The 13,797-nt window shown below is 42.2% G+C and carries 12 protein-coding genes; 5 read left to right on the plus strand and 7 right to left on the minus strand.

Annotated elements, in window-relative coordinates:
• The first annotated feature begins 109 nt into the window (after positions 1 to 109).
• Positions 110 to 1,201 carry a substrate-binding domain-containing protein gene (locus V7O62_RS03295; protein WP_406657594.1) on the plus strand — a complete coding sequence of 364 codons (1,092 nt, stop codon included), beginning with the start codon at positions 110 to 112 and terminating at the stop codon, positions 1,199 to 1,201.
• A gap of 106 nt (positions 1,202 to 1,307) precedes the next feature.
• Positions 1,308 to 2,330, plus strand: a complete 1,023-nt coding sequence (locus V7O62_RS03300; RefSeq protein WP_406657595.1) for an AbrB/MazE/SpoVT family DNA-binding domain-containing protein — start codon at positions 1,308 to 1,310, stop codon at positions 2,328 to 2,330.
• An 84-nt stretch (positions 2,331 to 2,414) separates the two neighbouring features.
• Here the strand turns inward: V7O62_RS03300 and V7O62_RS03305 are convergent, their stop codons facing one another.
• From V7O62_RS03305 to V7O62_RS03320, 4 genes are all read right to left on the minus strand, one after another.
• Entirely contained in the window at positions 2,415 to 2,828 is a 414-nt protein-coding gene (locus V7O62_RS03305) for a hypothetical protein (protein ID WP_406657596.1), read from the minus strand.
• Entirely contained in the window at positions 2,803 to 3,765 is a 963-nt protein-coding gene (locus V7O62_RS03310) for a PhoU domain-containing protein (protein ID WP_406657597.1), read from the minus strand. The genes V7O62_RS03305 and V7O62_RS03310 overlap by 26 nt, the downstream gene beginning before the upstream one ends.
• A gap of 197 nt (positions 3,766 to 3,962) precedes the next feature.
• Entirely contained in the window at positions 3,963 to 5,060 is a 1,098-nt protein-coding gene (gene aroC, locus V7O62_RS03315) for a chorismate synthase (RefSeq protein ID WP_406657598.1), read from the minus strand.
• 21 nt (positions 5,061 to 5,081) lie between these two features.
• Entirely contained in the window at positions 5,082 to 5,960 is an 879-nt protein-coding gene (locus V7O62_RS03320) for a cation diffusion facilitator family transporter (protein ID WP_406657599.1), read from the minus strand.
• Positions 5,961 to 6,101: 141 nt separating this feature from the next.
• Between V7O62_RS03320 and V7O62_RS03325 the strand changes: the two genes are divergently transcribed.
• Together V7O62_RS03325 and V7O62_RS03330 are read left to right on the plus strand one after the other, a co-directional pair.
• Positions 6,102 to 6,818 (plus strand): hypothetical protein, encoded by a 717-nt coding sequence (locus V7O62_RS03325; RefSeq protein WP_406657600.1) that lies wholly within the window; start codon positions 6,102 to 6,104, stop codon positions 6,816 to 6,818.
• Positions 6,819 to 6,899: 81 nt separating this feature from the next.
• Positions 6,900 to 7,670, plus strand: a complete 771-nt coding sequence (locus tag V7O62_RS03330) for an AAA family ATPase (RefSeq protein WP_406657601.1) — start codon at positions 6,900 to 6,902, stop codon at positions 7,668 to 7,670.
• A 232-nt stretch (positions 7,671 to 7,902) separates the two neighbouring features.
• Here the strand turns inward: V7O62_RS03330 and V7O62_RS03335 are convergent, their stop codons facing one another.
• Positions 7,903 to 9,255: a tripartite tricarboxylate transporter permease gene (locus V7O62_RS03335; RefSeq protein ID WP_406657602.1), complete on the minus strand. Its 1,353-nt coding sequence runs from the start codon at positions 9,253 to 9,255 to the stop codon at positions 7,903 to 7,905.
• Positions 9,256 to 9,384: 129 nt separating this feature from the next.
• On the opposite strand from V7O62_RS03335, the gene V7O62_RS03340 reads away from it, so the two are divergent.
• Positions 9,385 to 10,296 carry a TIGR00269 family protein gene (locus V7O62_RS03340; RefSeq protein WP_406658328.1) on the plus strand — a complete coding sequence of 304 codons (912 nt, stop codon included), beginning with the start codon at positions 9,385 to 9,387 and terminating at the stop codon, positions 10,294 to 10,296.
• Positions 10,297 to 10,309: 13 nt separating this feature from the next.
• Here V7O62_RS03340 and V7O62_RS03345 read toward each other — a convergent pair whose 3' ends face one another.
• Both V7O62_RS03345 and V7O62_RS03350 read right to left on the minus strand, forming a co-directional pair.
• Positions 10,310 to 11,218, minus strand: coding sequence for a hypothetical protein (locus V7O62_RS03345; RefSeq protein WP_406657603.1), 909 nt, complete (start codon positions 11,216 to 11,218; stop codon positions 10,310 to 10,312).
• Positions 11,219 to 11,697: 479 nt separating this feature from the next.
• Positions 11,698 to 13,713: a sodium-translocating pyrophosphatase gene (locus V7O62_RS03350; protein WP_406657604.1), complete on the minus strand. Its 2,016-nt coding sequence runs from the start codon at positions 13,711 to 13,713 to the stop codon at positions 11,698 to 11,700.
• Between the last annotated feature and the right edge of the window lie 84 nt (positions 13,714 to 13,797).

A 13,797-nucleotide genomic window follows, 5' to 3' on the forward strand; every position in this document is an offset into this window, starting at 1 on the left:
CATAATAAGCCGTATTTTCCATGCATTTGTATTTTTACAAAAATGGTTAATGATTGCTTAATATTTGGTAACATACCAAATAAGTTGGATATAATGAAAGTGGTACGATATGAAATACAGAAAAATACTCAATAGCGAACAGGCAGTTTCACCGATCGTTGCAACCCTCATTCTTCTAGTAGTTGCAATCGCCGGTGCAGCAGCAGTAGGAACGATCTTAGGCTCATTCTCAAGCGACGTTTCCGACGAAGCAAGTACAGCAGATGCAACCTCTGCAGCATCCACAGAGATACTCGTCGGCGGAAGTACTTCAGTTTCCCCGCTGGCAGAATCACTTAAAGCAGGTTTTGAGGAAAGCCACGCAGGAACCAAGATAGCAGTCCAGGAAGGAGGCGACAGTGTGGGAATTTCTGCACTAGGCATGGACGTCATTGACGTTGCCCTGCTCTCAAGAGAAATGACACATGAGGAAGAGGAAAAGTATCCGGACTTAAAGACACACTGGATAGGATCAAGCGCAGTTGTAATCATCGGAGGAGAGGATGTAATTACTAATTTTGTTAATGGGAACTCAACACTTACTCCCCATGACCTGCACGACATGTATCATGCCGCAACCAGTAGTGGTAGTGTTGCAGCCACAAATCTTACCGTAACTGGTGGTGCCAATGTCACTGTTTACAAGAGAGCTGAAACCAGATCCGGTCCTGAATACACATTCTCCAGCTATATTGGACATGGTGACGGTGATTTCATAGCAGGCACTAGTGCAGTAGAAGTTACTGGCGATCATGGAATGCTTGAAGCCATCGCAAAGGACCCTACAGGACTTGGCTTTGTGGATTTCAGGTTTGCACTTGAAGCTGCAGAGGAAGGCATGGACATCAATTTCATTGGTGTTACAGATGGGGCCTGCACCCTTAGTGAGCACTGTGTGGAAGATACTGCCCACATGATGAAACATGTTGAAAAAGCCCTGAATGGGGAAAAGACAGGCGATGGCAAGGAACCGTATCCAACAGGCCTTCTCAACAACATGTACATGGTCACTAACGGCTGGCCAAGCTCTGTTGAAGCACGCTTCATTAACTTTGCACAACAACCATCTTCAATGGACTTGTACACTGATGCCGGATACTTCAGCCTTCTGGAAATCTCAGGAATACCATCAGGCAGCGACCTCCACGGACATGACCACTAAAATAATGAAAAATTGAAAGGAGCCGGCCTTCCGGCTCATTTTTTTTAAGAAAAACCATCCAGACAAGTGTTACAGGTATTTTTCAAAATAGAATGGAGGACAAACAGTGAAATTTGCTACTCAATCCAGTACCGGCTTATTTTTGAAAAAAAGTGCCATGGATACGAGGAAAGTTCAGATGACAGGAAAATCGACATTCGTAGTTACGCTTCCTAAAAAGTGGGTTGTGAGTTCCAAGCTGCGTGCAGGTGAAGAGCTGGGATTTTCTTATCAGGACAACGGCTCTGTCTTACTAATCCCACCTAAATTCAGGGAGGAACACTTAGTCAAAAGAATTAGTGCGGACAGAAATTTTGACTTTGTTGAACGTGATATTACGGCATTGTATGTTCTTGGTAGCTACAATAGTATAGAAATCAGAGGTGAAGCGATTGATTTTGAAAAAAGAGAAAGGATTAAAGTACTTTGCAAAAATTTGATCGGATACGAGATTGTTGAGTCTTCACCAAGAAAAATCATTATACAGGATCTTCTCAATACAGAAGATATCAACATTGAAAAAGTTGCAATACGCATGTTCTCTCTTGTATTCCTTATGTTCGATGACATTACAAATATTCTGAATGAGAGTAGAATGTTGCAAGGCAAAGAGATGGCTCCCCGTCGTATTGATCTCGAACGCACCCATACTCTAGTATCAAGGATGTATGTAGAGAAGATGAACATAAAGAAAGTCTCATTTAAAGATAACCTCAGTCTCGTCCGGGCATTTTACTGCAGGCTTGCAGCAGAGAATGCCAACCATATTGGAGAACTTCTGGAAAACATAGCCTTTCACACTAAGAATGACTATATCTCAAAGAAATCTATTTTAGAGATAGAGGAACTATGCAGTTTTCTTCGAGACATGTTCAGAGACTCATTCGAGTCATTCAAACTTGCCGACAGCGTACTGGCCAACGAGGTGATCGAAAGGGGTACGAAACTGGATTCCAGGATAGATGCCATCAGAGATACAAGAAACATAATTGAAGAGCCTCGTATGGAAATAATTCTTGATGCTTTCGGCAAGCTCAGGGACTATAATTCAAATATCGCAAAGCTTGCTATTGAGGTATCACATTTGTGACTTGAGAAAATAGCCGCTGCAAGCAGATACCAGAAGTTTCACGAAGGGTGTAGAAACAGACCACATAGTTCAATTATTCAAATGTCATCCTTTCCTGAAAACCTCATACCCGAAAACAGAGAGCGCTATTATTATTGATGTCATAGAAAGCATGAATACCATATTCGAATACGACTCATTCAATACTAACCAGGACAAACCACCCAGCACATGTGTCACACTCATCAGCAGGATTATGAAAACACCAATTGGATATATTGCATCACCATCAAGGAATTTAAGAATGGTATATCCCATGAAATAATAGAACAATACAGTAAATCCAAGATAGGGCAGCACAATATTGTTTTTCACAGCAAAGACAAGGGTGGGACTAAACTCATGTGCCAGAATGTTCTCAATACTGCCAGCAAAATAGAATGTAAACGAATAGTCAACGATAACTGAAACACTTAAGAATAAAGGAACCAGCCTATAATTGTGATAGATCGATCGCATGCTCTGCAATGTTCGATGCATAATCCTTTATCCTGCTGAAACTGTCAATAATTATCTCAATAGAATCCTCGGCCTGTAAATTCCCTGCAATTACCAGCCTGCTATCAAACTCTTCACCATTCTCAAGCACCTCATTGGCAAGCTCATTATCGGACTCACGTAAAGATTCGACGGAGTCCATGAATATCTTTTGCAATTCATTGCATAGTTCTTTCAAAGAATCCAAAACTTCCGGGTGCATATCCGTATATTCATAATGCAGAGCAATCTTGGTTATGTGATCCCCGATCCTCTCAATGTTGCTTCCTGCCAACCGGTAATAGAAAGCTTCAATCAGACTTAGATTATCATTCTTTGAGGCTTTTTTGAGATTCATCCGGTTAACATACTGTTTGGAAACCAGAATGAACATCCTGTCAATATCATCATCGCGCTTTATTATATCCTTACAAATGGACCGGTCATTATCTTCAAATGCCTGGAACAACTCATCAAGCATTAAGTAGATAATCGATGACATGCGCTTAATTCCTTTCTCGATAGTAAATTCATCAGAGTCAAGATAATTCTGGATAATAAGGGTAGTTTCATTACTCTCGACAAGTTCGAATCCAACAAGGCGATTACAAATGTCTTTGATTTGTTCCCTGAACTCCCGGGACATGCCAGTTCCCTGTATTTCTATCGTCTGATGATCACCTACTATGTAAAGACCTATTATGTCCCTTTTGAGATGTTCAAGTTTTTTATCTACCTTTATTTTCTTGGTTTTTTTGCCCTCTTTGAAACCTGGTGGCTTAATAATGAGTGAACCATCTTCTGCATATAAAATAGAAAGTTGAGAGCCGGATTTGAGTTTTGATTTGACTGCCCATTTTTTCGGGATTGTGACAATATACGTAGATTTACCTGTCACTTGTACTTTTCTTGTATCCATCACTACACATCCGATTCCTTGTAGGTACAACAGACAGCACAGGATGAATTAAATAACTAATCTTAATAGATATATAGCAATTATATACAATATATAACTCACATATAAGAAGTAATTATTTTAAATGTTAGCAATTTATAAATAAAGTATATAAGCCGAGGGTTTTATCCCTGGCACAACATGATAGAAAAATAAAATCATTCTAAAAGATACTCAGGATTCATCCGTCCACTGCGAATCATATGATCTGCCAGCACCAGCGCCAGCATTGACTCAGCCACCGGCACCATTCTCGGAGGGATTGTCGGATCATGACGTCCATGTATCTCTATATCGATTTCTCCCATTGCAGCCATATCCACACTCTTCTGTGATTTTGATATAGAGGGCGTTGGCTTCACCGCAATACGACAGGTCAATGGCAAACCTGTAGAAAGACCACCTATAACACCACCTGCATTGTTGCTTCCAGGAACGACCTGACCATCCTTCATCACAAAAGCATCATTCATCTGGCTTCCTTTCATACGTGCACACTCAAAACCTGCACCAATCTCCACACCTTTGACAGCACCGATACTCATAAGTCCTCCGGCGATATCGGCATCTAGTTTACCGAACACCGGCTCACCCAGTCCTGCAGGCACACCTGTCGCAATTATCTCAACAATGCCACCAATACTGTCACCTTCATCGCGTGCAAGCCTCACCTTCTCAAGCATCAGTTCAGCTGCATTCAGGTCTGCACACCTCACCACGGTTTTCTCGACATTATTAAGGATATCCTCAACTGTGACAGGGCCTGCCTTTACACCACCCAGTTCAATTACATGTGCAAAGACTTCAATTCCGAAGCTCATAAGCAGTTTTTTTGCTATCGCGCCGCCTGCAACCCTTCCTATAGTTTCCCTACCTGAAGATCTTCCACCTCCTCTGTGGTCACGGAAACCATATTTTTCCGTGTAGAAAAGGTCCGCATGTCCAGGACGTGGAATGTTCCTGATATAATCATATGCTCCCGGATTAGCATTCCTGTTGCGCACAAGCATGGATATGGGAGTTCCAGTAGTTATGCCCTCAAAAACACCGGAAAGTATTTCGACAGTATCAGACTCCGAACGTGGAGTCGATACCTCACTCTGACCCGGACGTCTTCTATCCAGTTCCTTCTGCACATCTGACTCGGAGAGTTTAAGCCCTGCAGGAACTCCATCAACGACTACACCCACGGCTGAACCGTGAGATTCTCCCCATGTTGTAATCCTGAATGAATGACCAAAGGTGTTTCCTGGCATAGTCCTAAAAAAGTGCTGATTCTATTTATAGTTATGATTGTTATCCGCAGGCTCAATGTGCACAAGCACCTCTTCAATTCCCTCAAAAGCTTCCTTCAGGCGATATTGCACAATATGGGCTACAGTGTGTGATTTATAAGTAGGCATTGAAGGATCAACTTCCACATGTAAATCAACATATACATTCCCCTCCGGTCCACGGGTGCGTATATTGTGACATCCCTGGACTCCCTCCACACCACACACAATAGAGAAGATTTTCTCAGGATCGATGCGTGATTCATCGCAAAGTATGGAAGCACTGCTGAATATAATCTCTATCCCTGCATGCAACACAACTATAGCTACAAAGATTGCAATGATCGGATCTACTATTGCATATCCTGCTTTAATTGCGATCAGACCCAGAAGTACTGAAATCGAAACATATATGTCACTTCTGGTATGTGCCGAATCTGCAAGCAAAACCTCACTCTGGAGTTCAGTTCCTTTCTTTTTCTCATAGGTACTAACAGTATAGTTTACAAACATCGTACCCAGCATTACCAGAAAGCTGATTGTTGTGACTTCCGGATTATTACCGTTGCCGAAACGCTCAAGAGCCGATCGCACTATTTCAAAAGCAACGACCCCAAGTATGAATGCTATGAAAATAGCTGCAAGGGTCTCAAATTTTCTGTGTCCGTAAGGATGCTCTTTATCAGGAGGCTTTGAAGCTATCTGGATACCGATTAGCCCGATTATATTGGACACACCGTCAAATAAAGAATGATAACCATCGGACTGCATGCTTAAAACATTGGTCCACATACCATATGCGATTTTAGCAACAGCAACTGCAAGGTTCAGAAAGAGTACATACCACATGACTCTTTGTATCTTACGAAACCTCGAGTCCATAGTGTGCATACTAAGAACTATTAATCTGTACAATATAAAATCTATGATTTTCATGTCTAAAAAAAGAAGGGAGGCCAACAATAGTATTATGTACAAAGATAATAATATAAAAATTACTAATATTGATATGTTGGTGATATCTTGCAATCCTGTTCTAAAAACATGGTCATAGCATTCATTTCAGTGATTTTAATAGCAACATCCATGGGGTGCATAGAAACCCCTGCTGCAGCTCCAGCACTTCTTGAAGAAAGTGCGCTGGCAAAGTATGGATGGTCACAGGAAGGAGACATCGAATACAACATAATCCAGCATAACATTTCTGATTCAAACAGCATTAGTTTCAACAGCACAGTTGTCAACTACAAGAATAATAGGCTGGCAGCAGATATTCAAGGGCAAGCAAATGATTTTAGGGAATCATACAACATACCCTTCAGTCCCGAAATTCCTATGATTGATGCATGGATAAGCACCAATACCATCACCCTTCCAGCCGGTGCGACGCTTCCAACAAACCTTATCTCAAAGATGACCAACAGCAAAGTAAACGACCTGTCGGAACAAAACAGCATAAGGAATTTAAGCAAAATAGAGACCAGGGAATTAACAATGAAAGATGGTTCTGTTATTGAAGTCTCGATCTATTCAGGCTTAGCTCCATCCCAGAATCTCAGTCTCAACATCCTTGGAATAGTTGCAGCATTTGAAAAGGATGATTCAAGTATTATAGTCATTGGAGTAACACCAAACGGAAGCCTTCCGGTAAAAGTTGGAGGCGTTGAAGCAGACCTTTTCTCAATAGATGGAAACCGGGAAATAGAAGAAATGCTTGAGCTGGTCACTACAATTGAGTGATATACGGCTAAAATAATATAACATTGCATAACTGCCAGTAAACCGGAAAATATAATTCGGATAAGTTCCGAGTTGAAAAGCATGGTAAAGATCGCAATTACTGGAAAAGGGGGAGTTGGCAAGACCACACTTTCAGGCACCCTTGCAAGGATGCTTGCAAGAGAAGGGTATGATGTGCTTGCAATCGATGCAGATGCCGACATGAACCTTGCTTCATCCCTTGGCGTTAAAAACCCTCCCCAGCCACTTACTGATTATAAGGATCTCATCGAAGAAAGAGCCGGGGAAAAAGGCGGCATGTTCAAGTTCAATCCAAAGGTCGATGACATCGTCGATAAATTCGGTGTAGTAGGGCCGGATAATGTGAAAATGCTTGTCATGGGTACAGTTGAAAAAGGAGGCAGTGGATGCATGTGTCCTGCATCAGCCTTCCTGAGAGCCTTTTTGCGTCATGCTGTCCTGAAAGATACCAGTGCAGTTATACTGGACATGGAAGCAGGCATCGAACATCTGGGCAGAGGCACCACTCGTGGTATAGACCTCATGATAATTGTGGTTGAGCCTGGAATGAGATCTATTGAGACTGCCCAGCGTATCAAGGAACTCTCAGAAGGCATTGATGTCAAGAACCTTGCTGCAGTTATTAACAAAGGGACTTCTGCAAACATTAAGCCTCGTCTCGAAGAACTTGGCATTCCTGTCCTGGGAGAGATACCATATGACACTGAACTCGTGGAAGCTGACTTCCAGGGCCTGGCTCCCATCGACGTAGGAGGTAAATGGGTGGATGCAGTCACTGATATCAAGGATAATATTCTTGGCATGATACAAAACTTCAAAGCTGAAACTTAATTTAGTGATCCTGAAATAACCTTAAAAACTGGAAGATTCGGGTCAGATCACATAGATCCAAAGATGAGGCTTTGATAAGAACTTGGGTCCCCAGACAGGGGAACCTTATCTAGTGATTGCTTGATTAGCACATAAGCTCACTACCTAATAGAAATGTACCACATCATTAGAAACAGTGGAAGTCTGATAACACCTGAGACACTTCCCTGAAACACTTTACAAATAAAAACCATTAAAGGAAGTACAATATTACAGGCAACAGGATCACTCCCATAGAATTGCTTTTTCTCACTTTCAGGAATGGTGCCAACATTCCCACGGAAGTTGATATTGCAAAAATCACAAGTCCGAAAATACCTGTGAAAAAAAGGACTATAAGGGAAAGAATTGCTATCACCGCATAGCACAAAAGCGGGTAGTTTATGTCAGAAAGCTTAGTGTGGATCTTGTCACCTACATAGATGGTTGAAAAATAGGAAAAGATTGCAGTCAGTGATACAGCACAGAAAAAAAGAAGCATTGAAGGTGCATCCAATTCCACACCTCCAAGCAAGCCATCAACAACAACCATTGCCCCATTCCTGGACTTACCAATAACCGCAAGGGCCACAAGCGCAAATATTGCATTACAGGTATTCACTCCCGAGACGGAGACTATGAACTCTTTTGCCGGATCAAGGAATAACTTTTCGTCAGCATGTTGTCCGCATATTTCCAACTCCTTCTTAGGTTCCTGCCTGATGAACAGTCGAGCGAAGACAGTTGCCACAGAAGATGATATTCCAGGTAGCCAGGCAACCAGAGAACCGGAGAGGCCTCCAACAAATATGCCTCTGAATATGCTTTTTCTTCCAAGTTCCAGACGGTGGTCCAGTTGTGCAGGTACCACAGGACTGGACATAAGGCTAATGATAAGTTGTGATGAACCGAAGAGGCCACTTAGCAGAGGCAATAATATCGAAGGCTCACCCAATGAAAAAATGGGCTTTATCATGTATTCGGTATTAAAGGCAAGCACTCCCAGAAAACCGCTAATAAGAAAGATCAGTAATGCGTAGAACTTGAATTTCCACTGGACAAGAGAACCCTGACCGGGAACATACTCACCCTTTTCCGTCAGTATCATGATGACTACAATAAATATCAGTATCCAGGCAAGGTATGATTGTATCAGACTATAAGCAGTTTTGAATAACATTGAAAGAGGGAGTGCTATCACCATAGCAAAGGCAACAGAACCTGCACTGCCGAGTGCCGATAATCTGATAGCTTCCGCTCCACGGCCCTCCAGCAGAAGAGTGTGACCTGGCAGTACTGCTAGCGCCATATCATCACTTGGAGCACCGAGAAAAATTGCCGGAATGACATCGTGAAACGTATGAGCTACAGAGTTTGAAAGAATCATTACAGCAACATAGAATACTGGTATGCCATGCTCCGACAGAGCTGGTGAAAAAGCAAGCAGTATCAAGGCAAAATTATTGGTATGTATGCCCGGGACAAGACCTGAAAATACCCCGAGAGAATAGCCTGCAAGAACTGAGAATATGAACATCACAAAAGAAATCTCACCAAACGCATTCATTTGAATTTTCCTTATTTACATAAAAATAATATTTATACTTTATTTAATTTTTCTTTTTATATTTGCCTCCAAAGATTGCGAAATACAGGACAGATATTTATATCAATATCCCGTTGCATGGACAAACCTATGACTCTCAAATGTGATAAATGCAATAAGGATGCCATTATCTACCAAAAATACTCAGGCATGCACCTGTGCAGGAAACATTTTATCGAGGATGTTGAGCGCAAGATAAAACTGACCATCAGGAAGCATTACAGCATAAAAAGGAATGAGACTATTGCTGTAGGCCTGAGCGGTGGCAAGGACAGCAGTACGACACTCTACATACTACACAGGATATTCGGCATGAGACCGGATATCAAACTTGTTGGTATTTCCATAGATGAAGGAATTGAAGGATACAGACCTCAAACCATTGAATCGGCGAAGAAACTTACCGATGAACTGGGTATCGAGCTAATTGTAAAGTCATTCAGGGAAGAATACGGTAAAACAATGGATGATATAGCACCTATGCAGAGAGAAAAAGGTGCATGCAGTTACTGTGGTGTCCTCAGGAAATCATTGCTTAACAAAACCGCACTTGAGATTGGTGCTACGCGACTTGCCATAGGACATAACCTTGATGATGAAGCTCAGACTATTCTCCTTAACCACCTTAAGGGCGATGTATCGCGTATGGTCAGGCTGGCACCACCAAAGGAACTTGAAGGACTTGTCCTACGTATGAAGCCTCTAAGGCAGATACCCGAGAAAGAAGTCGCTCTGTATGCGTATCTTCATGACCTGCCACTGGGTTTTGGAGGATGTCCCTATGCACATGAAGCCATGAGAAAGGAAATAAGGACTTTACTGAATGATTTCGAAGTTCGGCATCCTGGTACGAAATATGCCCTCCTTAGCGGATTCGATAAGATATCAGGCATACTTGGCAGGGAATTCCCACAGGAAGGACTGTCTAATTGCAGTATTTGCGGGCAAGCCTGTACAGCAGATATCTGCCAGGCATGCAAACTTTTAGGCAAATCTAAGTAAATCTTAGTCAATTTCAGTTATCCAGGATGTAGTCATCTAAGGAATAGAGCTTCCTTTCATTTTTACTGAGGTAGAACCGCGTCCACCATATAGTTATCAGGGGCCTTATCACAAGAACAGTGAGCACAAAATCAACAAAGGTCCACATCTGTGACAGAACGTCGATATAGCTGAAAATATGACCGACAATGCCAAAAAGCATTGATATACCAATGAGCAGGAGCCATAATGCTAATGCAGAGGCCTTATTGGAAAGGAAAAGCGAAACACCTTTCTCAATAGCACTGACTGGATCAAGATGATCTATCACAAGCGCATAATCGACAAAGATAAAGACAATGCTTAATAGCAAAATATAGAATCCCCATAAAAGAAACCCGAAAAGCATTAAAGACGTGCTTGTAAGAACCGCCTCAGGATCTGTAAACAGAGTACTGATATCCCCTATTGAAAGAAAACCCGGTACCAAAAAGATCAATCCTGCCAGTACCAGTAAAGATACCAGAACTTTTAGCAGGAATAGGTTCAAAAAATTCTTTGTCCCATATGAAGACAAATCTCTTACGCCGGTATCACCCCTTTCTAATGCCTCTTTGGACATACCGATGGCACCTGCTGCAAAAAAAGACTGTATAAGCGTATAGATAAGTAGAAAGACAACTCCAAAGATAATTAGTACTAATAGATCCCCTGAAAGCAGCGATTCCAGAATGGCCATCAACGCATCGGGAGATAACTGTTCAGGATCTATATTATTCTCAGAGACAACAGGTAGAATGAATAACATCACAAAAAAGATTGCAGCTAACATTGAAAGAAGCACTGTTACAATTACCTCCAGGATAAAAGGTACGCAGATTATCAGGTTTCTTGTCCATGTGCCAAGACCTTTGTGAATAGTTGTTCCGATGTTTTCCTTCATCAAAAATCTTCTCCGGTGATATGTGCATTATGGGCGGTCACTTTATATTGTTTACGTTGAGCAGATACGTAGAAATATATAGATAACTGATTATACACAATAAATTTCACAATAATATAAGTGTGAAGCAGCTTGCCGGACGACAATAATTAAATAGAATCATGTTAATAAACATTATTGCGCGGGTACTTTTTTCATACACTAAACCCCACTCCCCAAATACATTAAACCCCCACTCCCCAACCCGCGCAATCCTTTTAATGCATATATATGAATGATCGGTAGCATAATTGCTGTTTTTGCACTCGAAGAAAAAAGCACCTATTATTCAAGCTGAAAAGAGTTTATACAAAATATTTGAGTCGTATATTTGATTGCAAAATTTTTTGGTTCAAAGTGAGCAATTTAAAACAACAAAAGAAAAAGAGCGACAAAAAAATAAATGTTTCCGGCTAATGCCGGAAATTAAGTTCTTTGATTTAGAAAATACCTGCGCCAATGAACAGTGTTGAGAACAGGATTGCAACCATGTTAACTACCTTAATCAGGGCGTTAAGTGCAGGTCCGGATGTATCCTTGAAAGGATCACCGACGGTGTCACCGACAACAGCTGCCTTGTGAGCCTCTGAGCCTTTTCCACCATGCTTTCCATCTTCAATTAGTTTCTTTGCATTATCCCATGCACCGCCACCATTGTCCATTGTGAGTGCAAGCAAAAGACCACAGACAATGATACCGATCAGCAGACCGCCAAGAGCTGCAGGACCAAGTACAACTCCGACTATCAGTGGTGTGAAGATAGCAAGTGCACCGGGTATGGCCATTTCACGGATTGCTGCTGCGGTAACGATGTCCACACATTTACCGTATTCCGGTTTTGCGGTTCCTTCCATGATACCTGGAATCTCGCGGAACTGGCGGCGAACCTCGTTAACGATCTTGAATGCTGCCTTTCCTACAGCCTGCATTGTAACAGCACTGAATATAAAGGGTAGCAGTCCACCAATAAAAAGACCTACAAGAACAGTAGGGCTATTAAGACTAAGAGCAGTCTCGGTCAGATCGACCTTGTGGGTGTAATCTGCAAAAAGAGCCAGAGCACCCAGGGCCGCAGAACCTATAGCATATCCTTTTGTGACAGCTTTTGTAGTGTTACCTACTGCATCAAGTGCATCGGTGATCTTACGTACATTTGATGGCATGCCAGCCATTTCTGCGATACCGCCTGCATTGTCAGTGATAGGTCCGTATGAATCAAGTGCTACAATCATTCCGGTTGTTGAAAGCATTGCTGCTGCTGCTATCGCAATACCATAAAGTCCGATTGAAGGATCTGTTGCACCACCCACAACGAAGAAGGAGGACAGGATACCGAGAATGATGATGATTACCGGAAGTGCAGTACTCTCAAATCCGATCGCAAGACCCGAAATTACGTTTGTACCTGCTCCTGTTTCGGAAGCTGCGGCAATTGTCTTTACCGGGCGGTAAGATGTTGAGGTATAATATTCCGTGATAACCACCATGAGAACCATGATAACAATACCTACTAAAGCTGCATAGTAGAATCTCATGTCACCCATGAGGGAAGTTGTTACGAAGTAGAAAGCGATAAGAGAAAGAACTGCTGAAACTGCTACTCCTTTGTATAACGCTTTCATGATCTTACCATCACTACCGACTTTTACGAAGAATACGGAAATGATGGAAGCGAAAATTGCCACTGCACCAAGGATGAGTGGATAAAGAATTGCATTTGAATATGAATCAAGGATAAGTGAACCAAGAAGCATTGATGCGAGAACCGTTACCACATAGGTCTCAAAGAGATCAGCGCCCATTCCGGCACAGTCACCTACATTGTCACCTACGTTGTCAGCAATCACACCAGCATTGCGTGGATCATCTTCAGGAATCCCTGCCTCGACTTTACCGACAAGGTCCGCACCTACATCCGCTGCCTTGGTAAAGATTCCGCCTCCGACCCTTGCAAAGAGACTGATAAGACTTGCACCGAAACCAAACCCGACTACAAGGTCCACATCACCATAGAGGATGTAGAAACCGCTTGTACCAAGAAGTGCAAGACCTACAACAGCAAGACCGGTTACCGCTCCACCACGGAAAGCAACAGACATTGCCTTCTGCAAACCCTTTGAGGCTGCATGTGCAGTTCTGACGTTTGCCCTGACAGAGACATTCATACCTACGTATCCTGCTGCTGCTGAACTGATTGCACCAACAAGGAAACCTATTGCAATCTTGCTGCCATCCTCAAGGAGAGCGAAGATGAGTACTGCAAGAATTACAGCCACTATTGCTATTGTTTTGTACTGACGATTCAAGTATGCCATCGCACCTTCCTGGATAGCACCTGCTATTTCCTGCATTTTCTCTGAACCAGGGTCCTCTTTGAGGACAGTGCGTGCAAAGAAACCGGCAAATAGCAAACTGATAAGACCAGCAAGAGGGGCGAGATAAATTAAAGCTTCCATATTAAAACTCCTCTTAATTACTACTAATGTAAATATCGTAAATTTCAATTATTTTTCTTACAAGTGTTACCAGATCCAACAAAA

This window comes from Methanolobus sp. ZRKC2 (assembly GCF_045291185.1).
Taxonomy (GTDB): Archaea; Halobacteriota; Methanosarcinia; order Methanosarcinales; family Methanosarcinaceae; genus Methanolobus.

What these genes read in the sequence shown, in the direction of transcription:
- V7O62_RS03320 (WP_406657599.1), bottom strand. Translation starts at nt 5,960, where the DNA reads ATGGACTCGAGGTTTCGTAAGATACAAAGAGTCATGTGGTATGTACTC.
- V7O62_RS03310 (WP_406657597.1), bottom strand. Translation starts at nt 3,765, where the DNA reads ATGGATACAAGAAAAGTACAAGTGACAGGTAAATCTACGTATATTGTC.
- V7O62_RS03340 (WP_406658328.1), top strand. Translation starts at nt 9,385, where the DNA reads ATGACTCTCAAATGTGATAAATGCAATAAGGATGCCATTATCTACCAA.
- V7O62_RS03295 (WP_406657594.1), top strand. Translation starts at nt 110, where the DNA reads ATGAAATACAGAAAAATACTCAATAGCGAACAGGCAGTTTCACCGATC.
- V7O62_RS03345 (WP_406657603.1), bottom strand. Translation starts at nt 11,218, where the DNA reads ATGAAGGAAAACATCGGAACAACTATTCACAAAGGTCTTGGCACATGG.
- aroC (WP_406657598.1), bottom strand. Translation starts at nt 5,060, where the DNA reads ATGCCAGGAAACACCTTTGGTCATTCATTCAGGATTACAACATGGGGA.
- V7O62_RS03335 (WP_406657602.1), bottom strand. Translation starts at nt 9,255, where the DNA reads ATGAATGCGTTTGGTGAGATTTCTTTTGTGATGTTCATATTCTCAGTT.
- V7O62_RS03330 (WP_406657601.1), top strand. Translation starts at nt 6,900, where the DNA reads ATGGTAAAGATCGCAATTACTGGAAAAGGGGGAGTTGGCAAGACCACA.
- V7O62_RS03350 (WP_406657604.1), bottom strand. Translation starts at nt 13,713, where the DNA reads ATGGAAGCTTTAATTTATCTCGCCCCTCTTGCTGGTCTTATCAGTTTG.
- V7O62_RS03305 (WP_406657596.1), bottom strand. Translation starts at nt 2,828, where the DNA reads ATGCGATCGATCTATCACAATTATAGGCTGGTTCCTTTATTCTTAAGT.